Source organism: Paraburkholderia sp. PGU19, from assembly GCF_013426915.1.
Classification (GTDB): domain Bacteria; phylum Pseudomonadota; class Gammaproteobacteria; order Burkholderiales; family Burkholderiaceae; genus Paraburkholderia.
Genome location: NZ_AP023181.1, coordinates 197280 through 224256 on the forward strand (window position 1 = coordinate 197280; position 26977 = coordinate 224256).

At 61.3% G+C, this 26977-nt stretch carries 24 protein-coding genes and 1 pseudogene; 12 read left to right on the forward strand and 13 right to left on the reverse strand.

Annotated features, from left to right (window positions below; all coding sequences use genetic code 11):
• Nucleotides 1–2: 2 nt before the first annotated feature.
• Nucleotides 3–1283 (reverse strand): tyrosine-type recombinase/integrase, encoded by a 1281-nt coding sequence (locus tag H1204_RS30760; protein ID WP_180734357.1) that lies wholly within the window; start codon nt 1281–1283, stop codon nt 3–5.
• 176 nt (nt 1284–1459) lie between these two features.
• On the opposite strand from H1204_RS30760, the gene H1204_RS30765 reads away from it, so the two are divergent.
• The 6 genes from H1204_RS30765 (at nt 1460) to H1204_RS30785 (ending at nt 5818) form a co-directional block, all read left to right on the forward strand.
• A complete protein-coding gene (locus H1204_RS30765) occupies nt 1460–2554 on the forward strand; it encodes a DNA-binding protein (protein WP_243468905.1) in 1095 nt (364 codons plus the stop codon).
• Nucleotides 2555–2577: 23 nt separating this feature from the next.
• Nucleotides 2578–2790, forward strand: coding sequence for a hypothetical protein (locus H1204_RS30770; protein ID WP_180733343.1), 213 nt, complete (start codon nt 2578–2580; stop codon nt 2788–2790).
• A gap of 5 nt (nt 2791–2795) precedes the next feature.
• Nucleotides 2796–3299, forward strand: coding sequence for a hypothetical protein (locus tag H1204_RS51625; protein WP_243468906.1), 504 nt, complete (start codon nt 2796–2798; stop codon nt 3297–3299).
• On the forward strand, nt 3296–3715 hold the full coding sequence (locus tag H1204_RS51630; RefSeq protein ID WP_243468907.1) for a hypothetical protein: 420 nt from the start codon (nt 3296–3298) through the stop codon (nt 3713–3715). Before H1204_RS51625 ends, H1204_RS51630 begins: the two co-directional genes overlap by 4 nt.
• Nucleotides 3716–3787: 72 nt before the next feature.
• On the forward strand, nt 3788–4177 hold the full coding sequence (locus tag H1204_RS30780; RefSeq protein WP_180734359.1) for a hypothetical protein: 390 nt from the start codon (nt 3788–3790) through the stop codon (nt 4175–4177).
• A 246-nt stretch (nt 4178–4423) separates the two neighbouring features.
• Nucleotides 4424–5818: an ATP-binding protein gene (locus H1204_RS30785; protein ID WP_180734360.1), complete on the forward strand. Its 1395-nt coding sequence runs from the start codon at nt 4424–4426 to the stop codon at nt 5816–5818.
• Nucleotides 5819–5949: 131 nt separating this feature from the next.
• Here the strand turns inward: H1204_RS30785 and H1204_RS30790 are convergent, their stop codons facing one another.
• The 5 genes from H1204_RS30790 to H1204_RS30810 all read right to left on the reverse strand — a co-directional run bounded on the left by H1204_RS30790 (nt 5950) and on the right by H1204_RS30810 (nt 16778).
• Complete coding sequence (locus tag H1204_RS30790) at nt 5950–11463, reverse strand: ATP-binding sensor histidine kinase (protein WP_180734361.1); 5514 nt, start codon at nt 11461–11463, stop codon at nt 5950–5952.
• Nucleotides 11464–11692: 229 nt separating this feature from the next.
• Complete coding sequence (locus H1204_RS30795; protein ID WP_180734362.1) at nt 11693–13039, reverse strand: HlyD family efflux transporter periplasmic adaptor subunit; 1347 nt, start codon at nt 13037–13039, stop codon at nt 11693–11695.
• Nucleotides 13040–13071: 32 nt separating this feature from the next.
• Entirely contained in the window at nt 13072–14580 is a 1509-nt protein-coding gene (locus H1204_RS30800; RefSeq protein WP_180734363.1) for an efflux transporter outer membrane subunit, read from the reverse strand.
• A gap of 49 nt (nt 14581–14629) precedes the next feature.
• Nucleotides 14630–16186, reverse strand: a complete 1557-nt coding sequence (locus H1204_RS30805; protein WP_180734364.1) for a DHA2 family efflux MFS transporter permease subunit — start codon at nt 16184–16186, stop codon at nt 14630–14632.
• Between the two features lie 61 nt (nt 16187–16247).
• Nucleotides 16248–16778, reverse strand: a complete 531-nt coding sequence (locus H1204_RS30810; RefSeq protein ID WP_180734365.1) for a lecithin retinol acyltransferase family protein — start codon at nt 16776–16778, stop codon at nt 16248–16250.
• A 401-nt stretch (nt 16779–17179) separates the two neighbouring features.
• On the opposite strand from H1204_RS30810, the gene H1204_RS30815 reads away from it, so the two are divergent.
• Together H1204_RS30815 and H1204_RS30820 are read left to right on the forward strand one after the other, a co-directional pair.
• The gene (locus H1204_RS30815) at nt 17180–17935 is read left to right on the forward strand and encodes an SDR family oxidoreductase (protein ID WP_180734366.1); all 756 of its coding nucleotides are present in this window, start codon (nt 17180–17182) and stop codon (nt 17933–17935) included.
• Nucleotides 17936–18214: 279 nt separating this feature from the next.
• Nucleotides 18215–18871, forward strand: a complete 657-nt coding sequence (locus H1204_RS30820) for a response regulator transcription factor (RefSeq protein WP_180735097.1) — start codon at nt 18215–18217, stop codon at nt 18869–18871.
• On the opposite strand, the gene H1204_RS30825 is transcribed toward H1204_RS30820, so the two are convergent.
• A complete protein-coding gene (locus H1204_RS30825; protein ID WP_180734367.1) occupies nt 18868–19284 on the reverse strand; it encodes a response regulator in 417 nt (138 codons plus the stop codon). The genes H1204_RS30820 and H1204_RS30825 overlap by 4 nt on opposite strands.
• 465 nt (nt 19285–19749) lie before the next feature.
• Here H1204_RS30825 and H1204_RS30830 point away from each other — a divergent pair, with 465 nt between their 5' ends.
• Nucleotides 19750–20787: a LysR family transcriptional regulator gene (locus H1204_RS30830; protein WP_180734368.1), complete on the forward strand. Its 1038-nt coding sequence runs from the start codon at nt 19750–19752 to the stop codon at nt 20785–20787.
• A gap of 51 nt (nt 20788–20838) precedes the next feature.
• On the opposite strand, the gene H1204_RS30835 is transcribed toward H1204_RS30830, so the two are convergent.
• Together H1204_RS30835 and H1204_RS30840 are read right to left on the reverse strand one after the other, a co-directional pair.
• Complete coding sequence (locus H1204_RS30835; protein ID WP_180734369.1) at nt 20839–21009, reverse strand: hypothetical protein; 171 nt, start codon at nt 21007–21009, stop codon at nt 20839–20841.
• A gap of 131 nt (nt 21010–21140) precedes the next feature.
• Entirely contained in the window at nt 21141–21851 is a 711-nt protein-coding gene (locus tag H1204_RS30840; protein WP_180734370.1) for an SDR family oxidoreductase, read from the reverse strand.
• A gap of 158 nt (nt 21852–22009) precedes the next feature.
• Here H1204_RS30840 and H1204_RS30845 point away from each other — a divergent pair, with 158 nt between their 5' ends.
• Complete coding sequence (locus H1204_RS30845; RefSeq protein ID WP_180734371.1) at nt 22010–22981, forward strand: LysR family transcriptional regulator; 972 nt, start codon at nt 22010–22012, stop codon at nt 22979–22981.
• A 12-nt stretch (nt 22982–22993) separates the two neighbouring features.
• The gene (locus tag H1204_RS30850) at nt 22994–23164 is read left to right on the forward strand and encodes a hypothetical protein (protein WP_180734372.1); all 171 of its coding nucleotides are present in this window, start codon (nt 22994–22996) and stop codon (nt 23162–23164) included.
• 110 nt (nt 23165–23274) lie between these two features.
• Here the strand turns inward: H1204_RS30850 and H1204_RS30855 are convergent, their stop codons facing one another.
• The 3 genes from H1204_RS30855 to H1204_RS51640 form a co-directional block, all read right to left on the reverse strand.
• The gene (locus tag H1204_RS30855; protein ID WP_180734373.1) at nt 23275–23448 is read right to left on the reverse strand and encodes a hypothetical protein; all 174 of its coding nucleotides are present in this window, start codon (nt 23446–23448) and stop codon (nt 23275–23277) included.
• Between the two features lie 407 nt (nt 23449–23855).
• Nucleotides 23856–24053: a DUF3331 domain-containing protein gene (locus H1204_RS51635; protein ID WP_346015768.1), complete on the reverse strand. Its 198-nt coding sequence runs from the start codon at nt 24051–24053 to the stop codon at nt 23856–23858.
• Nucleotides 24038–24568 carry a hypothetical protein gene (locus tag H1204_RS51640; RefSeq protein WP_243468908.1) on the reverse strand — a complete coding sequence of 177 codons (531 nt, stop codon included), beginning with the start codon at nt 24566–24568 and terminating at the stop codon, nt 24038–24040. Before H1204_RS51640 ends, H1204_RS51635 begins: the two co-directional genes overlap by 16 nt.
• Nucleotides 24569–24902: 334 nt before the next feature.
• Between H1204_RS51640 and H1204_RS30865 the strand changes: the two are divergent.
• Nucleotides 24903–25277: pseudogene (locus H1204_RS30865) on the forward strand (NmrA family transcriptional regulator); the annotation flags it as partial.
• A gap of 140 nt (nt 25278–25417) precedes the next feature.
• On the opposite strand, the gene H1204_RS30870 reads toward H1204_RS30865, so the two are convergent.
• A complete protein-coding gene (locus H1204_RS30870; RefSeq protein WP_180732393.1) occupies nt 25418–26734 on the reverse strand; it encodes an IS701 family transposase in 1317 nt (438 codons plus the stop codon).
• Nucleotides 26735–26977 lie beyond the last annotated feature (243 nt).

Consider the following 26977-nt stretch of genomic DNA (forward strand, 5'->3'; position numbering starts at 1 on the left):
CCTCACCAGTCAATGCGGTGTTTCTCGTCGGTCTCCTGATGCCGGCGATCGTCATCGACGTGCAGATAGAGGCTGGTTGTACTCAGCGACGCATGCCCGAGGTTGTCGCGCACGAGCCGCAGATCCACCTGCTGGTCGGCCATGTGTGAACCGGCAGTATGCCGCAGCCAGTGCGCAGAAGCCTGCTCGAGCAGGTCGGCACGTGCCGCAAAGGCTTCGCCGCGTTCGCGCAGCCGGCCGGCGGCGCCCGCAAACACGTCCTTGACGATCGTGTGCAGCGCGGCCCGCGTGAGCGGTCCCGGCGATGGCCCTTCGGGTTTCTTCCGGGCCGATTCCATTGTGCTGCCCGCGGTTCGTTCCGCCGTGCTTCCTGCAGTTTTTCCGATCGGGAGCACGAGCGGCGTCGCCTCGTTGGGTGAGGGCAAGGCCGTCATCCCGAACGATTGCCGGTAGCGCGTGAGCTCCGTCATCAGCTCGCGCGTGGCCGGTACCAGGCGATCCTTGTCACCCTTGCCGTGGACGTTCAGCCACCAGCGCATCGTGCCACCGGCATCGCGTCGCACGAAGAACTGGCCCATCGTATTGCCACCGGCCTCGGCGATGCGCAAGCCGCCGAGGTACAGCAGCGTGAACAGCCATCGCACGCGATCGTAATGCGCGCGGGCGCGTGCGGTGTCCTGCGGCATCCACGCGATGGTGTCCTTGACCTCCTGCCACAGGCCCGGTTCGAGATAGCGGGTGATGCGCGGGGCGGCTTTCGGGGTGCGCTGGCGCGAGAGCGCGAGCGGGTTGCCGGCGAGATACCCGGCCTGCACCAGCCACGAAAACAGCACGTTCAGGATCACCATCGCCTGGCGGACGCTGGACGGTGAGAGGGGACCGTAGAAGGGACGCCAGCGCGGGTCGCCGCGCGGATGCTTCCGGCCGCCGCCTGCACCTGCGTTGGCGACCCACGTCGCGGCCGGCTGCGGATCGGCGAGGAAGTGCTGGTAGTGCAGGCAGTCCTCGTGGGTGAGGGACGAGAGCGGCTTGCCCAGCTGCACGAGTGACCAGAGCAGCAGCCGTTCGGCTTCCTTGCGGTAGCTGTCGAAGGTGGTCTGTTTGTCGGCAAAGCGCGCGAGCCACGCGCGGATCGCCTCGAGATCGTTCGCGGCGGCAATCTGCGCGTGGCCGCCCGTCGCGCGGTTCGTGCCCGCGTGGCCTTCGAGCGCGGCCGGAATGGCGAGTGTCTCGAGCGGGGCGGGGTGCAGCGCGACAAGGCTGTTCGACGGCGGCTTCGGCATATAGGTGAGCTGTTCCGGAGCAGGTGCGGTTAATATGACCCCATATATTTCTCAGGCATACGGGATGGTCATTTCTCGACATTATGGGGTTAATGTCAAATTATGGCCGTCTAGTAATTGGATATGGTGCGTTTTACGTTGTATTATTTATGAATCAAAACGTTCTTCCAGCCCCCATGTCCGGTGATCTGTCCGCTGTTTCGTCCGCCATTCCTCCCGATCTGCCGTCCGATGAGGCGCGCCTTGCGGCCGAGATCGGGCGGCTGAAGGCGGAGTTCCCGAACACGCGCGCGCTGTACCGCGAGGTCTGCGCGCTGCTGTTCTTCCGCTATGGGCAGACGCCGACCGCGAACCGGCTTTATCAGCTCGTGAAGCGCGGCAGCATGGGCACGCCCGCGGCGGTGCTCGGCGAGTTCTGGGCGGAGCTCCGGGAAAAGAGCCGCGTGCGCATCGAGCACCCGGACCTGCCGGCCGATCTGCGGGATGCGGCGGGCGAGCTGGTCGCGACGCTGTGGGCGCGCGCCACGGCGTCCGCGCAGGCGGAGCTCGACGCGCTGCGGGCGGAAGTGGAGGGCGAGCGCACCGAAGCGGAGCAGCGCGTCGCGGCCGCGCGGGGCGAACTGGAACGGACGGAAACCGCGCTCGAGCAGCGCACCGCGGCGCTGCTCGCCGCGCAGGTCGAGGTCCGCGAACTGGAGAAGGCGCAGGCCGAGGGGCACGTGGCGCGTCAGGCGCTGGAGGCAGAGATCACGCGCCTGAAAAGCGAGCTGGCCGCGCGCGACCGGGAACTGGCCAGGGTGCGCGAAGGCTTCTCGCGCGATCTGGACAAGCTGCGCGAGAGCGCGGAGCGGGCCGAGGAGCGCCTGCGTGCGTCGGAGAAGCGCGCACTGCTCGAGATTGACCGCGAGCGTGGCGCCGTCGCGAAGCTGCAGAGGGAGCTCGACGAGGCCACGAAGCGGGCCGACCGGCGCGAGGCCGAGCAGCGCGGGGCGGTCGAGGCGCTGCAGGCGCAACTCGGTGACGCACGTCATCAGGCGGGCGTACTGCAGGGGCGGCTCGATGCCGTGCAGGCGACGAACGCAACGCTGCAGCAACAGCTGGCGGCACGGCGCGAGGGCGATGCCCGTGAGGCGCTACCCGTTCGCGCAAAGCCCCCCGCTGGTCGTCCAGCCGTGGCCCGTCCGGCACGAACGCCCGGGCCGGCACGCAAGGTCCCGGTAGCCTCCGTGCCATCCAGCAAGACGGCGGCACGCCGGAAGAAGCGGGGGTAGACGCGATGGAACAGGGACCTCGCGTGCGGAAAGAGAACGCCAGGCGAATCGGGCGCAAGGTGCCAGCCTGCCCGCCGATCGGTGCGCTGATGCGCTACGGCGAGCGGATCGTCCGCGTGGTCGCCGAAGCGAGCGGCCAGCGCGTGATCATCGAGTCAGTCAATGAGGACGGCCGCGCCTTTCGCAGCACGGTGAAATGGATTAGCCTGAGCGCTCTTCACGATCAACTCTTCTGAGCGCGATGACGACGCAGCCGACCGCACAGCAGCTCGATATCTTCGCCGACAGCCGCGACGTGGTGTTGCGCAACGGCGTCCTAGATCAGTTGCAGCGCCGCGATGGAGCGGCCGCGCGAGCGGCCCTGGAAGAACCGGCCGCCGAATATCCGGGCGACGGCGCGCTGTCCGCGATGACGGTGCTGGTCCGTGAACTCGAAGGTGGTTCCACAACGCCCTTCGCTGATCACGCGGCGCTGGCCATCGCCCGCCGTCACCACGAGAACGAGGTAGTGCCCGCCGTGGGGCGGGTGCTGCCGCGCAGGACGTACAACGGTGGCTCGCGCCGTGCTGGTGCTCGCTCGCGCAGCGGGCCTCAGCCCTGGCGTTTCGCGGGGCCGAGGCCGGGAATCGTGCCGAAAATCACGCTGCGCCGCTGTGGCTTCGCGCGGGCGAATGGTCGGCTGCGGGAGCAGCGGTCGAAGCCATTGAGTCGTGGTGGCGGATCCCGGCACCGCTCGCATGGATGACCGAGGTGCGCTACCGGGTGGCCGGACTGGATGCCGCGTGGCCGCTGCTCGCGGAACTGGCGTGGCTGGCGCCGGCGCGGTTCGCGGCGTTACTGTCCGCGCTGGGCGACGCTTCCCTTGACGCGCTGCGCCGGCGCTTCGATGCGGCGTTTCCCGGCACGGGCGAGGTCGATGATTACGCGTGGTTCCCGGCGTGGCTGCTGGTGGTCAAACCGGCGCTCGCGAGCCGGTTCGGTGAGGCGCGTGTGCAGCGTGACCGGGCGGCGTCGCGTGCGACCGCCCTGCTCGGAGAGATCCTGCGGCGGGAGCACGAAGGCGACCAGCACGAACTGGTCAGTCTGCGTCAGGCATTCAGCCGGTTGCATGCGGGTCTGTTCGAGGCGTACATGGCCACACGAAAAGTGCAGCACCGGTGAGGATGACGACCACCGGCTGTGATCATCGCTGACGTCGTCACATGGAGAAGTCGGCGCAGGCACGGAGGCGACATGTCATTGAAGGCGCAGTGGTACCGGGACAAGCTCGCGAAAAAAAGTCGCCAGGGCTTCTGCGGCTATCCGGTCGCAACGGTGGCCTTTTATGGGCCCGACGACACGCGGGCGACGAAGGTGTCGGTGGGCATTGTCACGCACGAAGGCGCAGATGCTGACCCGGTTGAGCGGTGGTTCTGTGAAACGTCCGATGCGAGAACCGATCCGGCAGTCACCGAACAGATCGTCCGGTTCATTGAACAGCATGGGGCGCGTTCGGTCGCGGCCATCGATCGCATCATCGGGTGTCCGCATGAGGAAGGCACCGACTATCCGGAAGGCGAAACCTGTCCGCGGTGCCCGTTCTGGGCCAATCGCGACCGGTGGACCGGTGAGATCATCAGTTGAATCCGCGGTGCTTGCCCACCTGATGCGAGAACACCTGGCGGGCTCAATTGCCCGCGAGTCTTCCGTTCCCGCACCCCACGGCTGATCCGGCGACGACAACCAGAGAGGCGGCTAACGGAACACGGGAACACGGCGGCCGACGCGCAGGCACTACAATTCGTTCTGAAGCCGCCGTCAGCAGTCACGATGTGTCGTGAACACCTGCTTCACTCAAGGTTCATGCTGTTCAACCCGTAGACCGGCCTCATGATCCAGCTGGACGAACTGCGCGGGCATCCGCTCTTCAAGGATCTGTCAGAAGCGCTTTTGCAGTGGCTGCGCGAACAGCTGACGGAAGTCAGCATCGCGGCGGGGGAGGTCCTTGCCCGTGAAGGCGAAACGAGGTCCCACTTTTACGTCGTGCTGCAGGGTGAGGTCGCCGCGACAAAGCTTTCACGCGGGCAGCAGATTCCCACGTCCCGGTTCATTGCGCCAAGCTACTTCGGGGCAGTCGCGCTGCTCTCGGGGACGCCCGCTCCTGGCACGCTCAAGGCGGTCACCGATGGGCGCGTGGCGCTGCTGCCGGAACGCGCGTTCCGCGAATTGCTGGTCGGCTCGGAGACCTTCTGCCGGCTGATCTTCCACAGCTCCTTTGATCGCCTGATGAACCTGGAGGCGACGCTGCGTAACCGGGAAAAACTGGCTGCCCTCGGCACGCTCGCCGCGGGCCTCGCGCACGAATTGAACAATCCTGCGGCTGCACTGGTGCGCACGGCGGACCGTGCGGTGGCCGCCCTCGCAACGCTGAAGGTTGCGCACATCGAGTTGAGGGATAGCTCGATGCCTGTCGATGCAATGAAAATCCTGGAGGGTCTGGGCGAACGCCAGGGACTGACCAACGTGATGTCGGCTGTCGATGCCCTGAAGCAGAATCAGGCAGCGGACGCGCTCAGTGACTGGATGGTCGCACAGGGTGTCGGGAAGGCGTGGCTCCTGGCGCCATGTCTTGTCAGCGCGGGAATCCTGCAGGAGGAACTTGACTCGCTTGCCGTCACCCTGAACCGGGAGCAGTTCGCCGCCGCCATCCACTGGCTCGCGTCGACACTGGAACTCAACGCGCTGATGGAAGACATCCGCGTTGGGTCGGTCCGGATTTCAGGGATCATCCGGGCGATGAAATCCTACTCGCACCTGGACCAGTCGCCGCAGCAGGAAGTAGACATCCATGAAGGCATTGAAGATACCCTCATCATCATGCAACACCGGCTCAAGCAGGGTGTCACCGTCCATCGTGAGTACGATCACAGCCTGCCGCATCTGAGCGTGTATGGCAGCGAACTCAATCAGGTATGGACCAACCTGATCGACAACGCCATTGATGCCATGAGTGGCAAAGGCGAGATCGTTGTGCGGACTTACCGCGAGATGGACGAGGCAGTGGTCGAGTTTACCGACAATGGGACCGGCATCGCAGACGATGTCATGCCGCATCTGTTCGAGCCTTTTTTCAGCACCAAGCCGCCGGGTCAAGGTACGGGCCTGGGCCTCGACATCTCGTATCAGACGGTCGTCAACCGGCACCGCGGTGCGCTTCTTGTCAGTTCACGCCCGGGACAAACGACCTTCCAGGTGCGCCTGCCACTCGTGTCCAGACTAGGCTAAACGCAGTCGCTGGGGTAATCGTCCCTTCCGTGCCAATCTGAATTAGAAAGGACTTTCCCGATCTCGGGGCATTAGCGATATGCCAGGATGGTTGGTGCTGAACAACCCATCTGAGACGGGGAAAGTAAGGATCACGATGACATTGCCTGATGCGCAGGCACTATGAAATGAATAACAGCGCCGCGTGGTTGATTAGGGGTCGCCCATAACCGACCACCATGCGCGTCGATGATCGAACGGCAGATCGAAAGTCCCATACCGAGACCCGTGGGCTTCGACGTATAGAACGGCGCAAAAATGTGCTCGATGTTCTGCACGGCAAAGCCCGGCCCCGAGTCCTGCACGCTCACGAGCACGCAGTCGGTGTCGGAGTCGGCGCGCTGCGTCCTGATCTGCAAACTTCTGTCGCCGTCGCTAACGCCGTTCATTGCCTCGAGCGCATTCATGAGCAGATTGAGTAGCACTTGCTGTAGCTCGACGCGATCTCCTTCTATTAAAGGCAAGTCTTCAGAGAGTTCGGTCCGCACAAGAGCGCCGTTTTTCGCTGCTTCGCCGCGTGTCAGTTCGACCACCTCGCAGATCGCCGCATTGATGTCCACGGGCTCGTTGCGTGGCGGCGCCTTCTTCACCATTTGACGAATGCGGCCGAGGACATCGGCTGCCCGGGTCGAATCCTTTACAATGCGACTCAGCACCCGATCGACTTCGTCGACATTGGGCGGCTGGGCACGCAGCCAGCGCAGTGCAGCCTGTGCGCTGGTAACGGTCGCGGCGATCGGCTGGTTGACTTCATGCGCAATGGAGGCCGTGAGTTGTCCCATTGTCGCCACACGGTTTGCGTGCTCAAGCTCCGTCTGCACTTCGCGATAACGCTGCTCGCTCTCGCGGACTCTTTTCTCCGCTTCCTTGCGCTCGGTCAGATCGAGCACGAACGCGACACCTTCCTTGCGGCTCGCTTCGAAACTCGCCAGGCCGACAATGACGGGGACACGGCGGCCATCCTTCCTGACGTACTCCTTTTCGTACGGCGGGGCGCGCCCGGTGCGGACGGCTTCCGTCAGCGCCTGTTCGCTACCCTCGCGCAAATCCGGTGGCGTCAGGTCGAGCCAGCGCACGCGCCCCGACATGAGATCTTCCCGCTCGTATCCCACCATGCGAAGAAATGCGTCATTGGCTTCGAGAATATCGCCACGGGCATTCCAGACGATGATCCCGATGATGTTGGCTTCCACGAGGCGCCGTATCTTCACTTCGCGCTCGGTCACGTCGCGGTACAAACGGGCGTTTTCGAGCGAAATCGCGGCCTGCGACGCAATCAGTTTGAGCACGGCAATGCGGGCCGGGCTGAATGCGCGGGCGGTCAGGTTGTTTTCGAGGTAGAGCGCGCCGACCAGCTTCGTCTGGTTCATTAGCGGCATGCAGAGAATGGAGCGCGCGTGATGTGCACGGATGTATGAGTCGGTGGAGAACGATGACGCAGTCGCGGCATCGTCGAGAAAGATGCTTTCGCGGGTGCGTAGCGCATGGTAGAGGATCGACTCGGGTAGCAGCGTGGCGCTGACGGGCATGTCGTACAGTTGCAACTGCGTCGTGTCGCGGCCTGCCGTCACTTCGGCCGCGATCCGCTCTTCACCGCCCTCCGACAGCACCAACAGGCCGCGTTCGCCGCCCGCCTGCTCGATGGCGGTACGCATGACCATATCGATCAGCTTGTCGAGCACGATGTCGCCCGAGGCCGCCTGCGACACCCTGATCACAGTCGCGAGGTCGAGCTGTTCGACGGAGGCTGCCATCGTGGTCGTCGGACCGGGGGCGGAAATCTCCGTTCCGAGGAACGGATAGTGTTCTTCGAGGTGCCGCACTTTCCCATCGGCGCCCCAGCGCAGATAGCCATAGCGGGCATCTTGCAGATACACGCGGGCAATCTTGTCGAATCCGCGTCCTGCGTAAAAGCGGCCCGCGAGTTCATTGGCCAGCGCCTCGATGTGGATAAAGCCGTTTTCCTGCGCCGACGAGATCGCCTGTTCGTAAAGCTGTTCCGCTTCGAGCACACGGCCTTCGATGCTGGCTATCTCGGCACCAAGCAGCGCGGTGCGAGCCGCGAAATTCTCCGGGCAGTTCTTCGCCCAGATCTGCAATTTCGCGTAGTGCGCGGTGAGCGCGTCCCAATGCTGCGACCTTTCGTCGACGGAAGCGGACATGCAGATGGCGGCCAGGGTCAACGCGCTGTAAATGTGATATTCACCTTCCTCGATAAACGAAGACGAAGTCCAGAGCAACCGTTGCGCGTTCGATGCGGCATCCATCGCCGCAGCGTAGTCACCCGCCAGATAGCGAGCCTGTAACTTCCGGACCCAGTAAAAGCACGCCGGAACGGCAAGCGCGGGCTTGCTGGACAAGTGATGTTCGGCCTGCGTCTCACTGAACTGGTCATGGTCGAAGCAGCCGAATGTTGCTGTCTGGCCGCGCAGCATCCGGATTAGCGCGAGTTGCGCACTGATGAAGTCGATCACCAGACCGAAATGCATTCTTTCGGCGTAGACCAGCCCATGCTCGGCTTCGCCCTGCACGTCGGGAAGCAGGTCGCCGGCAAAGATCAGGCACGAGTTGAGGTTCTTGGACGTGTAGGCGCCGTAGGTAAGATCGCCGATCCGGTTCGCCGCCTTGAGTGCGCGTCGCAGGACGTCGACGCTCACGCGTATGTGCTTCATCCACGGGAGCACGAAGGACGCGAAGACGGAATAGGCGCTCGCCTCGAACCGTCTGAAGTCGCGTCGTTCGACGAGATCGTAGCCGAGCTGGCCGAACCGGAAGCCGAACTGGTAGTCGCCGAAACGGGGACCGGCAATCCTGCCGACCATCGCGTAGGGCACGCATGACGCATCGCAGTTGCCGCGCTCGAGGCTGAGGCTGACCGCCTTGCAACTCAACAGAGCAGCGAGATTGGCGTCCGTCTGCACAGCAGGCGCGAACAGCTTGCTCAGCACTTCAGCCGTCGCGAGGTGCGCCGGGTCCTGCATCAGTGGCAAATCGATCAGTGCTTCAATGGCGCGGTCGCCGAGCAACACCCCGATGCGCTCATATTCGCTTCGAACCTCATCATCCTGCGGATGAGGCGACCATTCGATGCCGACATGTCGCAGGTAGTCGAGGCATACGGCGACAGCGCGGCCGCTTTGATCGAGCGTCGAGCAGACATCGGTGTGCAGGCACGCGACATTAGCCTTTTCCACGGTCGTCGTGGCGCGCTGCGACAGCGCCAACAATCGCTCGTCTGCGACAGACGGCTGACCAGTAAGATATTCACATGCGGCCCGATTCAATTCCAGTGCGAAGATCAGTTCATGTCGACGGCACCAGCAATCGTCGTCCAGCAGTTGGACACCAGCGACGAGGTAAGTGAGCGCCGACGCATAGGCCGTCGATCCCTTGGCGCGCAGGCCGGCAAGCAGGTTGAACTCTGCGAGTTGCTCCCGTTCGTCGCGCGAAGTGATCAACGCAGTGGCGCGATTGAGTTGACCCGCGATCTCGAAGATACGCGCTACGCGCTGTTCCGGCGGCGTTTGCGAAGCGAGCAGGCGTCCGATCCGCAGATGCGCGTCGGCCCGCGACGCTTGGGGGATCATCGAATAGGCGGCTTCATGGACGCGGTCGTGAACGAATTTGTACGAATCTTCGTGGCGCCCGATCAACTCCTGCCGGATGGCTTCCCACAGCACGGCATGAACCTGCTCTGGCGGCATCGCGGCGACGGTCGACAGCGTTGTGATGTCGGCGACATTGCCGAGGCAGGCGAGATACTGCAACACGTGCTGCGTCTCTGCCGGCAAGCGGGCCAGCTTGCCGATCATCAGCTCGACGATGTTGTCGGTGTAGCCCTTCGCATGGATGCGTTGGAAATTCCACGACCACCGTCTGGCGTCGTGGTCGAAGGCGAGCAGATTTTCGTCGGCGAGTGCGTGCAGGAACTGGATCACGAAGAATGGATTGCCGGCAGTCTTGCCATGCACCAATCGCGCGAGCGGCTCGATATGCTGCTGTTCGGTGTGCAGCGCTTCCGCGATTAATTGCTCGATATGTGCGCTGGCGAGCGGCGTCAGCGTAATCTCTTCGATCCGCACACCCGAATTCCTGATGGCCTGAAGCTTGCCAGTCAGTGGATGCGTCGCATCGACCTCATTGTCGCGATACGCGCCGACCAGCATCAGATGCCGCAAATCGGAACGTGTCAGCAGATCTTCGAGCAGATCGAGCGTGGCAGCATCGAGCCACTGCAGATCATCGAAGAAAAGCGCAAGCGGATGCTCTGGTCGGGCGAACACGCTGATGAAGCTGCGGAACAGAACCATGAAGCGGCGTTGCGCAAGTTTAGGTGCGAGTTCAGTAACGGGCGGCGGCTCACCGATGATGAGCTTCAGATCGGGGATGAGATCGGTCATCAGCCGTGCATTCGGCTCGAGCGCTTCCAGCAACGCGACGCGCCATCGCGCCAGCTCCGCTTTGGGCTTGCCGAGCAACGGCCGCACCAACCCCTGGAACGCCTGCACCAGCGTCGAATAGGGGATGTCGCGCTTGTATTGATCGAACTTCCCGGACGCGAAGAGTCCGCGCGGCGGCACCAGCACCCGGTGCAGTTCATTGACTACCGACGATTTGCCGATGCCCGAATAGCCCGATACCAGCGCCAGTTCCGGCGCGCCGTTCCTGACCGTCCGGTCGAATGCCGCGACCAGCGTGCTGACTTCGTGCTCCCGCCCATAGAGCTTTTCGGGGATCATCAGCCGGTCGGGCGTATCGTGCTCGTCGAGCCGGAATTCATCGATGCGCTGTTCGCGCTGCCAGGCGGCAAGGCAGTGCTTCAGATCATGTTCGACGCCCGCCGCCGTCTGATATCGTTCCTCGGCCGTCTTGGCCAGCAGTTTCATGACGATGAGCGAGACGGCGGCCGGGACAGTTTCTATACGGGTGCTGGGTGGCACCGCCTTTCGGGCGATATGGCAATGCACCCATTCCATCGGTTCGTTCGCGGTGAACGGCAGCATGCCCGTGAGCATCTGGTAAAGCGTGACGCCGAACGCATAGAGGTCGCTGCGGGAGTCGATCGAACGATTCATCCGGCCGGTCTGCTCGGGCGCCATGTAGGCGAGTGTGCCGGCGATGGTCTCGGGCGGCTCCGGTGCCTGTCGCTCGCGCGGAAGCCGCGACGCAAGGCCGAAACCGGTGAGCCGTACGTTACCATCGGGACAGTTCACGAGGATATGAGCGGGCTTGAGGTCTTTGTGAACGAGGCCACGCTGATGCAGCTTGCCCAGCGCCGTGGCGATGCCGACCGCGAGCGCCAGAAATTCTCCGATCTCCATCGGTGTACCGAGCAGCCCCGCGAGAGGCTCGCCGCCGGGATCGTCGAGCACCAGCATGGGGCGCCGGCTTTCGCGCATCAGCGCCAGTGGTCGTACTGCCCATGCGCCTTCGAGTTCGTCTTTCAGGCCAAATTCGTGAGCGAGACGATCGAGACTGGCGGGTGACGGATGTTCAGCAGCGGGCTGCACCAGCAGGAACTCGCGGCTGCCATCCTCCTCGGGGTGCCACCCCCGGCAGAGAACGCGCTCGCCATCGTCCCACAGGATCTGGAGTCTCTTACCCATTGGCACCGAAACCGTCTATAGGTCTTCATCTGCCGAGGCTGGCAAAGGGCTGCTGCCTGTGGTGCCATCAACGCGGCGCTGGGCATCATGGCAGCAGGGATCGGATCAGCATACACCGTGGCAAGAATTTGATCGCGACAGGTCGCAGGAGCGGGGCGATCTCGTCTGATGGTTGACCGCTTCGCCGACGCGGATGCATCGGCGAGACATGCGGCCTGTGGGATGGGCGTCATGCGTCGCCGCCTTGCGCGCCGTGCGCGCGTCCGCGAGCTGGCGTTGCGTCACCCTGCGATTTCGGCGCGGCGCTCCTTACGGCAGACTTCGCGGCGGCGGTGCGCGAAGCCATTTCGTTCTGCGCGACCAGCTTCGCGATTTCCCTATCCGCCTGTGACCCGTACTGCGCGAAGACATCGGTGTGATAGCTCGTGTTCCTGGCGGCACCCAGCTGGGTGCCGGAGTCATCGCGCGTGTCGACTTTGACCTGCATTGACAGGCCGATGCGCAGCGGATGCGCTCCAAGTTCGCGCTGATCCAGTTGAATGCGCACGGGCAAACGCTGCACTATCTTGATCCAGTTGCCCGTCGCGTTCTGTGCTGGCAGCGTCGCGAATGCGCTGCCCGTGCCGGCCGAAAAGCCCTCGATCCAGCCGTGATACGTCATGCCCGACCCGTACACGTCCGCGACCAGCAAGACAGGCTGACCGATGCGCATGCGCTTCAACTGGACTTCCTTGAAGTTCGCGTCGACCCAGACGCCGTCGAGCGGTACGATCGCCATCAGCGGCGTGCCGGGAGACACGCGCTGCCCGACCTGAACCGAGCGTTTCGCGACATAGCCCGTGACGGGCGCGGGCAACGTGTTACGCGCGTAGGCAAGCCAGGCGTCCCGTACTTTCGACTCTGCTGCCTGCACATCGGGATGCTGCTCCACCGTCGTACGGTCGGTCAGCGCGTGATTGGCTTCGTCCTGCTGACGTGCTGCATCGAGCGCGGCCTGTGCCGCGTTCACTGCATCGCGAGCGTGGGCGATATCTTCGGCGGAGACAGCGCCCGAGTCCGCGACAGCCTCGCGCCGCCGCAGATCGTTCGTGACGCGGGCGAGTTCCGCACTTCGTTGCGCAACGTTCGCGGCGTAGAAGTCGTTGTTCACATACAGGCTGCTCACACGACGCACGGTTTGTCCAAGTTCGGCCTCGGCGTTCGTCAGGGCGTTTCGCGCATCGGCGGGATCGAGCGCGACGACTGCGTCGCCCGCTTTCACGATCTGAGTGTCGTCGGCGTTGACGGCGGTGACGGTGCCCGTAACCTGAGGCGTCAGCTCGACGAGGTTGCCGCTGACATAGGCGTCGTCGGTTGCTTCGTGATATCGCCCCCATTTGAAGTACCAGGTGCCATAGGCCGCGCCAGCTGCGACCACCGCGGCAGCCAAAAGCGTGAGCAGGCGCTTGCGGCGGGTTTGGGCGGCCGATCCAGTGCTTTTGCTGGCGGTGGATGCCGTCGCATCGCCGCTGATTTCGCCGTCTTTTGTCGTGCTGTCACGCGCGAGTTCACGGCTGGACGTGAAGGAATTTCCCATTTCAATTCTCCAAAAGCGGTTGCGAACGCCGGTCAACGTGAGACGGCGACGGGATTTGTCGTCGCGCCGGCATCAGTGCTACCTGCTGCCTCTGGCTGGTTATCGACATAGCCGCCGCCGAGCGCCGAGGCGAGCGCGATCTGCTGGTCGCGACGGTTCATCTTCAGGTTGGCGACCGCCTGTTCGGTGCCCAGAGCCGTGACGTCGGCATTGAGAACCGTCAGCTGGTTCGTGAGGCCGGCCTTGTACTGCCGGATCGCAAGCTGGTCGGCGCCATTTGCCGCTTGCTGGGCCAGTTGCGCATCGACGAGTTGTGCATCGCTCGAACGAAGCTCGGCAAGCTGCGTGGCAACTTCGCTGAGCGCGGTAACGAGCGCCAGGTTGTACGTCGCAACTGCATAGTCGAATTCCGCATAGCGGCCTTTGAGCTGTGCGCGCAACTCCCCGGCGTCGAAGATCGGCAGGTGGATTGCGGGGCCGACGGAGGCCGTCCGGCTCGCGGCCGTCAGAAAGCGGCCAAAACCGAACGCGTCGAGGCCAATGGCCGCGCTCAGATTGATGTCCGGGTAGAACTCCGCCTTTGCTTCCTTCACTTCGTGTGTAAGCGCGTCGACGTGCCAGCGGGCTGCAACGATTTCAGGGCGACGGCTCACAAGGTCCGCCGGCAGGTTGTCGGGCAGGCGCACTTCGTCGCCGATGCCGAGCGCGGGCCGCTCGATCCGCAGACCGCGATCCGGGCCAGCGCCCAGCAATGCCGCCAGCTGATAGCGTGTGGCGAGAATGCTGCCATCGAGCGCGGTGACATTCGCGCGACTCGTCGCGAGATTGGCCTGCGCGGTCTTGCGTTCGACCTGCGTATCGAGACCCGTCGCGATGCGGCTCGCCGTGATGCGATCGATTTCCCCACGGCGCGCCACTTCCTCCAGCGCAATGTCGCGCAGCACGTAGAGGCGGGCGAGCTGGTTGTAGGTGCGTGCGATTGCGGTGTCGAGCGTAAGTCCGACGGCTTCTTCGTCAGCCTTGCTCGCTTGCAGTTGCGACACGGCCGCTTTCAGCGCTTCGCGATTCTTGCCCCACAGGTCGAGGTCGTATGAAGCCGTCAGGAGCCCCTTGTTCTCCGTCTGCCAGGAGCCGGCAACGGGTGGCGGGATCAGTGCGGTGCCGCTGTACTGCTGGCGCGTCAGCGAATAGTCCGCATCGACTCGCGGCAGCGTGCCGGCCTTCGCGGTTTCGCTGAAGGCCTGCGCGGCGCTCACTCGCGACCGGGCTTGCTCGAGTGTCGGGCTGTCTTTCCGTGCTTCCGCGATCAGCGCCATGAGCTGCGCATCGCCGAACTGTTTGACCCAGTCGGCAGCGGGCCAGCGACCGTGTTCGGTGGGCAGGCTCGCGGCTGTCTCAAACGCCTTCGGCGAGGCAACGTGTGCATCGCTGTGGATGCCCGCGTAGTTCACGCATGAGGAGAGCGCGGTGGCACAGACGGCGGACAAACCGACCTTTAGCACGCGGTTGACGATGGCCGAGCCAGAAGTCTGCGAGTTCATTTCGAACGGACCCCGTTAGTACGTGGAATGGATGTGCGCGTGTGATGCATCAGTGGCCACTCGCGCCCGGAGCGCTCGCGCCCCTGGTCGGCCTCGTGAACCAGATCAGAGGAACGATGACGATGAAGATCACAGCGGACATCCAGAAGACGTCGTTCAGGCCGAGCATGGACGCCTGTGCGTCAAGCGAGGACTCGAACAGTGCTGTGGCTTTTGCCGTGCTGAAGTTGAGCGTCGTCTGGAGGTTGGCGATGGTATTGATGAAGTTCGGATTGTTCACGCTCGTCTGATCGACGAGCCGCGCATGATGGAAGATCGTCCGGTCCGACCACTTTGTACTCAGCAGCGACGTGCCCACTGCGCCGGCGAAAATCCGCACGAAGTTCGACAGGCCCGCTGCCGCTGGAATTTTCTCGGGAGGCAGTCCCGAAAGGATGATGGCGGTGAGGGGAGTGAAAAATAGAGCCGTGGGAATACCTTGCAACAAGGTCGGCAGCACGAGCGTAAAGACGTCGACATCCGTCGTGTAGCGGGAGCGCATGAAGAAGACGGCGGCAAAGCCGACAAACGCCAGGGTGGCGAGCACACGGCTGTCGGAGCGCGGCATGATTTTCCCCAGCAACGGCGCGAGCATCACGGAGAAGATGCCGAGCGGTGCCGTCACGAGCCCTGCATCGACTGCGCGGTAGCCGAGATACCCCTGGATCCACTGCGGCAGGATCACCAGATTCGCGAAGAAGAGCGCATAAGCAACGGAAATCGCCACCGTGCCGCCGAGAAAATTGCGCCCGGCGAAGAGACGCAGGTCGATCACCGGTTTTTCTTCCGTGAACTCCCAGATCAGAAAAAACAGAAAGCTGATACCGGCGACGACGGTGAGCACCCAGATCACGGGCGAATTGAACCAGTCGAGGTCTTTGCCCTTGTCGAGCATGATCTGTAGCGACGCCACCCACGCGATCAACGAGAGCAAACCGATGACATCGATGGGCAGCTTGCGTGCCGTCGTTTCGCGATCGTGGTACACCATCCAGATCGCGCCCGCTGCAAACAGACCTACGGGAACATTGATGTAGAAGATCCACGACCAGTTGTAGCTATCGGTGATCCATCCGCCAAGCGCCGGGCCGGCGATTGGCCCGACCGTCGCGGTCATCGCCCACAGCGACAGCGCGCTCGAGCTTTTGTCCTCGGGGAAGGACGCGAGTAGCAGTGCTTGCGAGAGGGGCACAAGCGGTCCCGCGACGAGACCCTGCACGACGCGCGCTGCGAGCAGCACCAGGAGATTCGGCGCAAGCCCGCACGCCGCGGATGACAGCACGAACAGCAGGATCGCCCAGACGAACAGCCTGACCTGGCCCACCCGCTGCGTGAGCCAGCCCGTAAGCGGAATTGACACTGCGTTTGCTGCCGCGAACAGCGTGATGACCCATGTGCCTTCATCGACCGACACGCCAAGATTGCCGGAAAGCGTGGGAATCGCGACGTTGGCGATGGAGGAGTCGAGCACATTCATGAACGTAGCAAGTGCGACCGCGAATGTGCCGATTGCGAACTTGATGCCTGTCAATGGCGCGTTCGCACTACGGTTGGGTTTGGCGTTCATTGTCTATCCGTTAGACATCCATAGTAATAGAGATCGAAGTTGGACGAATTCGCGTCGGGTTTTAGATTGGTCTCACGCGGGACGCCGTGGCGAGAGGAAAGCTGCTCTTGTCCCAGCGATTACCGTCCGTGTCACGCAAAGCCAACGTCGCTCTTGCGATTGCCAGCAAAGTCCTGATGCCTTTCCATGGATTCATCAAGCAGTGCCGCACCTGCTCGCTACGCGCGACGCCTCGTACGCACCATGTGCTGAAGTGCTCGCAGTTGTTCGTGAAAAGCTGATACCTGTCTTCACCTAGCCGGGACTTCGCTCTTCGCAACGCGTCGATACCGGTGTAGACGACATCGGATTCGCTTGCGACGTGTATGTCGCGTCCCGCAGAAAAGTCATTCAGCGACGCATATTCAACAGGGCGCCGCATCGTCGACCGATGAAAGCCACCGTAGTGAATGACCAGTCCGTTGCCCGCGTAAATTCCATGGTGTGTATAGCCTTCACGCTCACTGACGAGATGGGCGCCGACAGCGAAGGTGGGTTGCGTGTCGGTCGATCTCCGCGAAGCTGCGGACCATCCGGTAAGTAGCGTTTCCATGGCGAGTCGTTCAATGTCACATCTGCCAGCTGAACAAGGACGCGGTCGAGTCGATCGCGTTCGTGTGTCAGCATGGTAGGTGGCGACGTTTCGCCTCGGTAGATATGCAGCAGAACACGCACCGTTGCCGGGTGTGCACCAATAGCCAGATGCCCGGCGTGATCTCGCGGACTGGTTTGTAGAGACAGATGGCCTGAAGCCAAACGCAGGCTTGCGTCAACTTCGCGCAAGTCCCTCAGACGCCTGAAGTTGCGGGTGCGCGCGCATAGAGCGACAAGCCGTTTTCGATTGGTGCCGTTTGGACAACACTGTGCGTCGCATCACGTATCTGCCGGGATATGCGGCGACTATCTATGATGAGTTCATGCGGAATCTTCCGCGAAGGATATGGAGAACGAGTCATGAAGATTGTCGTCATCGGCGGTACGGGCCTGATCGGCTCGAAGACTGTTGCGCTTCTGGCCCGACATGGACATGAACTGGTCGCGGCCTCTCCCAGAAACGGAATCAACAGCATCACCGGCGAAGGACTCGCAGCGGCCATGAAAGGCGCGCAGGTGGTGGTCGATCTATCCAATTCGCCTTCGTTCGAAGACAAGGCGGTGCTGGAATTCTTCAAGACCTCAACGGGTAATCTTCTTGCAGCGGAGGTGGCCGCAGGTGTTGGGCACCATGTCGCGCTTTCAATCGTCGGCATCGAGCGGACGCCCGAGAATGGCTATTTTCGTGCCAAGGTCGCGCAGGAGAAACTGATCGAGGGTTCGGGTATCCCATACACGATCGTTCGCGCCACCCAGTTCCTGGAATTCCTCGGCGGCATTGCGGATTCATGCGCCGTGGGCAACGAGATCAGGGTTTCGCCAGGTCTGTTTCAGCCGATTGCGGCCGATGACGTTGCCGCTAATGTTGCCGAGGCCGCGCTCGCGGCGCCGCGCAATGGCATCGTCGAAATTGCGGGCCCGGAGCGCGCGCCATTCAACGAGATCATCGCCCGCTATCTGAAGGTGGTCGGAGACCCTCGCGAGGTCGTACGCGATCCCAACGCGCGATACTTTGGCGGTCTCGTCGAGGAACAGTCGCTGGTGCCTATGGGCGAGGCGCGGCTTGGCAGCGTTGGTCTGGATGAATGGCTCCGCCGGTCGAAGGAAAGTGCCTGATACCGCTACGCAACGCGGCATGCAAACGAGACCTGCCGGCTTCTGCCGCCCCGGCGTCCTCTGCTTTGCTGCGCGCGTTACAAGTGTGTAGCATGCTTGAGTCAGGCTCAAGCGCAATGAGCGCGCGGCTCCTGCCTTTCTTGTGAGGAAAACGCGAGCACCTGCGTTGCTTCTTCGTACCACGTGTATCGGGAAGCCAACGCCAATTACCTTCATCTATGTAGAGAAGGAAACATCGTGGAAGCTGCCAACAGCATGGCACGTTGGCAAGGAAAGCAAATGAGTGCGGAGTCTCCTCCTCCTTCGACACAAGGCATGCACGCCCGGAAGGAGCCGATCGTGTACGTGATCGACGACGACGAAGCAATGAGGCTCGCCGTACGCGATCTGCTGCGCTCAGTCGGTCTGCGCGTCGAGATATTTGAATCGTCGCTGGACTTCCTTGCCTTCCCGAAGCCGGATACCCCCAGTTGTCTTGTTTTGGATATCCGGCTGCGCGGCGAAAGTGGATTGACCTTCCAGGAGCAGATTGCAAAAAGCAACTTGCGCATGCCGATCGTGTTCATGACGGGCCATGGCGACATTGCGATGACAGTCAAAGCCATGAAAGCCGGTGCTGTCGACTTTCTCGCCAAGCCTTTCCGCGACCAGGACATGCTCGACGCCGTTGCCAACGCGTTGACGCGCGACGGCGAGCGTCTCGCCGCGGAGCAAACCAATGCGACGCTGCTCGCCGCTTACCAGTCACTGACGCCGCGCGAACGGGAAGTCATGGCTTTTGTCGTAGCGGGAATGATGAACAAGCAGATCGCTTCGGAGATGAACGTTAGCGAGATCACCGTCAAGATCCACCGCGGACAGGTGATGCGGAAAATGTGCGCACGATCCGTTGCGGCGCTTGTGAAGATGTCCGAGTCGTTGGGGATCGGTAACTAGTCGTTGGGAAACGACGGTGCCTCGCCTGTTGACGGCCGTTGACGTGGTGAGTCCAGCATGATGCCAAGCCAATGCGCGATCGTGTCCGCATCGACGGGCTTGCTCAGCACCGCCAGTGCGCCATTTGTCATGGCCCGCACCGTCTGATCGCGCGTCGGAAATGAAGTCAGAAACAGAACTGGCGTCCTGTAGCCCAGTTCGAGCATCTTTTCGTGCATCGCGATACCCGAGATGCCGTCCAGCATGACATCGCAGAGCACGCATGCGCTTTCGACGATCAGGCCAGACGTCAGGAACTCCTCTGCGGAAGCAAACAGAAGCGTCTGCCTGCCGAACGAGCGCACGAGCGTATCCATGGCGAGGCGGAGTGCCTCGTCGTCTTCAACGATCGATACGAACCGGGCGTTACACACGATGCCGCCTTACTCGAGGAATTTGCTTGCAAGAGGTGCATGAGTCAAGCATATTTCCCGGGGTAACTGCCGAAAATCATACAAACGTAGTTGCAGGCCTAATACCTTGATATAGGGTGCGGTTATCACGGCTGCCGCGGACCTGTCGGCCGGCTTCTTCATCCCTCCACAGACATGCCAATTCGTGGCCTGCGGCACTTCACGGCAACGTGTTCTGACCGGGCGTGTCATTTCCTTTCACATGTGGCTGACCGCGTCTTAAACCTTTGTATAGGCTTCCAAAGCTTATGTATTGTGCGGCGTCCGCCATCCGTAGAATGGTGAGGTGAGTGCACCAGGCCTATCCTTTTTCCATGGTCGACGAGATCAAACAGTGCGGTGAGCAGATCAGGCGCAGCGTACTGGGAATTGAAATGTCTCATCGGCAGGTGTGCTAGTCAGCACTGTGGATAGCGGGAGCTACTAATGGACCAACCGGATACATCGCGTCGTGCGTTTCGCGTCGGCGTGTCGAACAACGCGGACGGACTGTCCTCCTGTCTGTCGACGAGCTACGCCGGAATCATCGCATTCATGGCTGTCGCCACGGAGGGTAGCTTTGCCTCAGCCGGCGATCGGCTGGGCGTTGGGCGTTCCTCGGTCTGTAGAAGTGTTCAGAAACTCGAAATGCAGCTCGGCACGCGTCTGTTTCAGAGGACCACGCGATCGACACGATTGACGCTCGAAGGCGAGCGGTTCTTCCAGAACTGCAATCAAGGCGTGACGCAGATTGTCGAGGCGATGAGCGATCTGCGCGATCTGCGTCAAGGACCGCCGCGCGGCTTGCTAAGAATCAGCTCGACCGTTGGGTTTGGCCGCAAGGTCGTTGCGCCGTTGCTCTCGCGCTTCTCGGAACGCTACCCGGATATCGCTCTGGATCTGCTTCTGGACGACAGGCCCGCAGACTTTGCAGGTCAACAGATTGACGTCGCTTTTCGTGAGGGATTCATCCAGGATTCCAGCATCATCGCGAAGCAACTGGTGCCTATGCAACTGATACTCTGCGCTTCCCGCGCATATGCCAGCAAGCATGGCCTGCCGCAGACACTGGACGAACTTGGTGACCACGATTGCATCAATCTGCGGTCGTCAAACCGTCGCGTTGCAGAGTGGGAATTCAAGGTCGATGGCCGCCCGGAAAAGTACCTTCCGGAGGCACATCTGACATTCAACGATCCCGAACTGGTGCTGAATGCCGTTCTGGAAGGCGCCGGAATCGCACAGCTCCCGGCATATCAGATCAAAGGTCATACGTCGAGCAACGCACTCGTTGCTGCGTTGAGGCAATATGAGCCAGATGATCAAGGCCATTACATCAGCTATCTGTGCCGTCAGCATTTGCCGTCGCGAATTCGTGTGTTCGTCGATTTCATGACAGACAGCATTCGTGCACTTGACCTGAACGATCTGGCGGGACTCGATGAGCGTGAAATGCCGGCGCGAATCGAACGGCTGGCGGCATGACCCCGCGCAAGAGGTTGATACTTCAATGACGGGCCAGCGGGGCACGTCAGTTCAACTGGCAGTTTTCACAGGCACCGAGCTGGCCCGGCTCCAGAATGCGATAGCGGATGGTGCCACGTTGACGATGGTCACGTCGAACTCGACGAGCATGAACGCAAAGCTGCTTGCCTGCAACACCGCCATTGAGGGCGAGTGCGTCGGCGCGTGTGACGTTGTTTGCATGTATTTTATGTGGGGTTGCGAAGAGATGCACGTGCAGCGCGTTGACGTCGAATGCAATCTGTCTGGCGAGCAGACATGTATGCAAGATGACAACGCGAGGGACATCGAACGTTGGGCAATTTCAGCGTCGCTTAACGACCGGCGCTCTGGCCGCCATCGACGTGCATAATCTCGCCCGTGACGAACGGTGCGGATTCCAGATACAGGATCGCATTGACGATATCGCTCGTCTCGCCCATAAAGCCGAGAGGATGAAAAGCGCCAAGTGCCTCATGGTTTTCCGGCGCGTGCATCGGCGTCTTGATGATCCCCGGCGCGACGGCGTTGACACGAATACCTTTTCTTGCATACTCGATTGCAAGCGACTTTGTTGCGGCATTCAGCCCGCCCTTGGTCAAAGCAGCGAGTACCGAATATACGCCACTGATTGCCTGATCGACGACACTCGCTGTAACGCTGACGACGTGACCGCCCGCATGCTTTTCCATTTCGGCGATCGCGAGCTGCGTGACGTAATAGAAGCCTGCGAGATTGACGTTCGTCACGGCGACAAAATCGTCTGCCGTGTGTTCGGTGAATGGCTTGCCGATGTAGATGCCGGCGTTGTTGACCAGCGTGTCGATCCGGCCAAAACGTTTTACACCTTCCGCGATGATGAGCCGCGCAGTCGCCGGATCACCGATATCGCCCGCAATCGCCAGGATGTTCGGATCGTCCGAAGGCTTGATAGAACGTGAAGTCGCAACCACACGGTAATCGAGTTTTCTGAATGCCTGTACGACTGCAGCACCGATGCCTTGCGATGCACCCGTAACGACAGCAACCTTTTGTGATGTGCTCATGTTTCACTCCAAAGAAATTAGCGGAATCCATGGTAACGAGGTGAGTTGTCTGTAACAATTACTCAACGCAGCAAATCTTTAATGCTGAATCAGCATTTTTTGGGCTCGTTCATCACGCCTCCTGGCGAACGTCCCGCCCCTGCAGCCAGAATGCAGCCATGAATCTTCAAGCGCTCCGATATTTCCTGATGGTTTCGACAACGGGTAGTTTCCTCGCTACTGCTCGGCATTTCGACGTCCCTGCTTCATCAGTGTCCCGATTCGTTGCGTCTTTGGAAAAAGAGCTCGGACAGCAACTGTTCTATCGGAGCACCCGCGCCGTGAGGCTCACGGAACAGGGTCAGCGCTACTATTCGCAGGTGCGCGAGGCCATTGATCTTCTCGATGGAGCAGCAGAGCAACTGGCGCATCGGGACGCGAGTATTCGCGGACTCGTCAGAATCAATGCGCCAGAAGCGCTGGGACGGCTCCATATTGCGCAGCTCATCAATCAGCTCCAGGCCCGATACCCAGAACTGTCGATCGAACTCACGCTGACCGACGCGCTCATCGATCCCGTGCAGGAAGGCGCAGATATTGCGATTCGTGTGGGGCCACTCGTCGATTCCGGGTTGATAGGCAAGGTGCTCAGCGTTCAACGATACCGACTCGTTTCGAGCCCGGAATACCTGGCGCTGCACGGCACGCCGCAAACACCGGAAGATCTTCGGGAGCATAGCTGCCTCTTGTACAAGGGGCAGCAAGGCGCGCAGCGGTGGTATTTCAGGCGGTCATTCAAAGAGAACTTTGAATCAATCGATGTGAGCGGCCCATTGCGAAGTAACAACGCTGAGGTACTTGTTGCGGCCGCCATGGCAGGGCGCGGGATCGTGCTGCTTCCGAGCTGGATGTTCAATCAGGCAAGCTTCAAGGAGGGAAGGCTTTCGAGCCTGCTGACAGACTGGGACAAGTCCGCTTCGCCCGATGACCGGCAGATCCAGCTTCTCTCGCCCGAGAACAGATTGCGGTCACAAAAGGTACGCGAAGTATCGGCCTTTCTTGTCGATGCAATTGGATCGCCACCATACTGGGACTGTTGTGACGAACACGGCAATACCATCACATTCACTCCCGACGCGGGCGAACGATAGTCGAAGCGACGCGTGAGTCTGACCCAGACGGCATGGTTCCTCGCTGAAGAAAGTGAGGCGCTTGAGGGAGGCGGCGAGCCTCTAGTATCAGAAATTGATAACATCAATATTTTGGTATTGAACTATCTGATTCCGCAGACACAGCATTGTCAGAAATCGCGTATCGGCAACGGAAAAATCTGAGTCGCGCCTACCGTGCGATTTTCGTAGATGATACGACACCTCATCTGTGAATCCACACGCTAGCGTAAACCTATATTCGTGAAGGTGAGTATTCGCGACGGTTGCCATACCTAACCGGACGCAATCTGCGAGTCAAGCCACGCGATCTGCACGTCGAGGGCGTGGATGTGACGCGAGCCTGCGAGGAGCGCAGTGCGTGCGATACCGTCCAGTTCTGTGGTCCCGTCCTCAAGTGCCTCGACGAAGTGGTCACGGAACGCGTCGATGCCTTGTGGGAGCAACACGCTCGAGACGAGGGCGAGACGCCGGATTCTGTTTCGAGCACGACGACGCGCACGCCGGCCCTGCCGAGTTTAAGCGCGGTCAGGAGTTGCATCATCTGCGATTCCCGGCTATCGGAGCTCAACGGCCAGCCATGACAGAACACGACGGGACGGCCAGCGCCCCAGTCCTTGGAGTACAACTGCGTGCCATCCTTTGTGGATATGTAGTTCGCGGGATATCGGCCCTGAGGCTTCGACACACCCGACGAAACGGCAGACTGTGCCGCCCGAATCGTGCCTGGAAGCGGGAATGCTGCGAGCCCGCCCGCGGCAGTGGCACTGCCGATCAATATGTTTCGACGCGCGGGATTCTGCTTTTTATTACTGTTTTTTCGACAAAGTCATTTTCCTTCGTTCAATGCTTTGCTTTAAACGTGATTCACCCAATAAATCGAATGGGTCGTCAGTCTTTTCGCGCCCGTTAAGGTGTCGGCGAGAATCATGTCGAGTGAGTTCCTCGGCGTCGCACCACCACGCAGGAGCGGCCGGAATGCGGTGTCGCCGCGCTGCACCGGCACGCCGGTAAGGCCGCAAATTCCGGCGGTGCGGGCTAAGCCGGCCGCCACGTCTGATCCTCGTACCGGCCGAGCGTCGAATCACTCCGCGAAACCAGGATCGTGCAGGTTGGCTGCCACTCGATGCGTCGGATGGACGAGGCATTGGCCATCGAGTGCGTTATCGGGCTGCAGCGTTCGCGCGTCCCATGAACTGCGGGGTTTCGGTTCGGAAGCGGTGCAAATCGAATATGACCGTGCAACCCGCTGACGATCTGGAGCCATGGATCGATTCTGTTCATTTCCAATCTCTCTCTACGATACGGCGGGATCAGTTCCGCTATTAGGCGCTCGGCCTCGGCTTGATTGCGAATCTTCGTGAATCCCTTCAGCAGGCCGCGCCGCCTTGGTGAGCGGTTACGCGATCGCGTCAGCGCATGCATAGCGAAGCCTGCTTCGCGGGCACGCGTTGCCAGAAGGGTGTCGTCGGGATCTTCACGCACGCCGATCAGAAGGTGCGTGCCGCCGTTCAGCAGGCGAACGATAAGGCCATTCGCCGCGTAGGGCGCAAGCGCCTGCGCCAACATTGCGCGCCGGCGCGGTAGAGCTTCCGCATCCGCTTGATGTGGCGGGAGAAGTGTTCCTCCGTGATGAACTCCGCCACAGCGATTTGCATCAGCTCCGGACATCCGCCATGCACCTTATGCCTGGAAGCCCGATCAAACGACGACACTAGGCTTTGCGGGACGACCATGTGCACCCTGTTGCCTCACAGGCAGCAATTGCGGCGTCGGGCATCGCCGCATGCGCCACGCGCAAGCGTCCCCGACTCGATGCCGCCTCAACCTGCGGTGCTCTTTCGATCGCCCGACACAACGCTCTTCGCTCGCGGCTTTACCCATTCGTGCGTGAAGCCATCTGAGGGTCGGCCGGGAGAAACTGATCGGGGCTTCCGGCGTTCCTACACCATGCACCGATGGCAACGTAGTGCGGCTTTCGCCCGGCCTGTTCCAGCCCATCGCTGCCGACGACGTGGCCGCCAGCGTTGCCGACGTTGCGCTCGCGGCGCCGCGCGATGGCATCGTCGAGATCGCCGGCCCGGACCGCGCGCCGTTCAATGAAATCGTCGCCCGCTACCGGAAGGCGGTCGGCGATCCGCGTGAGGTCGTGGGTAACCCTGAGGCCAGATACTTCGGCGGCCGCGTCGAAGAACATTCGTTCGTCCCGTTGGGCGAGGCGCGCCTCGGCCGCATCGGTCTCGACGAATGGCTGCGCCGTTCCAGGGCCGGTGCCTGATTCCGCAACGCACCGTATTGCGATGGCCCACTAGTACTACTGTGTCATATAAATAATTGCGCGCTCGATTGCTGTACTAGGGAGCGAGCCATCGTTGCATGAGCCTTAGTCCAAGCAGGATGCGCAACGTGGTAATGGAATCAGGAACGTGGCGTTGAGCGCGCTGGACTGCCCCGGGGGATGTAATCCGAGGGAAGGGCAGGCAGCGCCCGTTCAAGGAAGTTTTTTTTATCGCGTCCACCTGATTGCATTCGCAGTCGCTGAGCCATCAGAAACCCATACGCAGCGATACTCAATGTGGCGTGGTGGTGAAAGCCACGCCAGCCTCGCCCTTCATAATGACCGAGCCCGAACTCCTGTTTCAGGTCCTGATAGTCGCGCTCGATGCGCCAGCGCATCTTGGTCACGAACACAAGCTGCTCAAGTGTCGCCTCCTCGGGGGCAGTAGCGAGAAAGTATTTGAGCGGCTCCGTATCGCCATCAGGCCATTCAATAAGCAGCCATTCTTCGTCGCGAACCGTACTTCGCCAATAGTCGTGATGTGCGGGACGAACCCGTACGGCGGCAAAGCGTGAGGAAAGTGCTGCGTTGCTACCTTCCCGCCAGGTTACGGTTTGCCAGGCGTTCACGGGTAATTGCATGGCCAGTTCCTTCACCGCGAGCGGTTTATGGCCGGGCGCACGGCGCAACAACTTCGGTGGCTGACCGCGCCCGCTCCAGGGCTTGGGTGGAAGCGGCTCCGTACCTGGCGCCCACACAGAGGTGACCGGCCGGATCCCTACCGCGTACAACAAACCCAGTTCAGTTATGCCCTCCCGGAATGCGGTTTCGTCGCCATACCCAGCGTCGGCCAGCACGATGCCCGGCGCAACGCCGGATGCTATGGCCTCGCGAAGCTGGGCCAGCGCAATCTGTGGCTTGGTCTGGAAAACTAGTTCGTCGGGAATGCCAGCGCGACGGGCACGTTCCCGGTCGTCAATCCATTCCTTGGGGATATACAATTGCCAGGCAATCGGCAAACTGCCCCGTTGCGTCGCGATCGACAGGCTCACGGCGATCTGGCAGTTATCCTGTTTGCCCAGTTGCCCACAGTATTGTCGCGCTACGCCGACCGAATGCTTGCCCTTCTTCGGGAAGCCCGTATCGTCAATAATCCAGTAATAGCCAGCCTCTTCAGCAGCGTGCAGGCCTAACGCGGGCATCACCCATTCGCGTACCCGCTGCAGGACCGCCCGGTCAGACCATTCTGCCTTGGCCACAAAATGGTGAAGTGACTGGTGTTTCGCACTCGCGTGAAGTGGGTCAATATGCGCGGCCATCGGCTCGACGCTCTTGCGTGACAACGGCATTACCAAGCCCGAACAGTAACCCTTGAGGCCGGCATGGCGATCGGCGTGCCCTAACGCCAGCGCCAGATGATTCAGATACGCGTCAAATTCGTCGACATCTTCTCTCATCGCGATCGCCCGAAGTCTGTATTATTCAATACTACCAGGTATCGCTTCACTGCAAATAGATTTTGTGACACAGTGAGACTAGTGATAGCGTGACCGCAGCGCGGCCCGATGGGCCGCGCATCATTTCGCCGAAGCTTCGTGAAGCAGTCCCGTGAAGCAATATAGGCAGCAGCATTGCAACAACATAAATCTGCAATTGAGCTTCACTCTGCGGGCCACTCCTTGTCGTCATTTCGTGCGGGT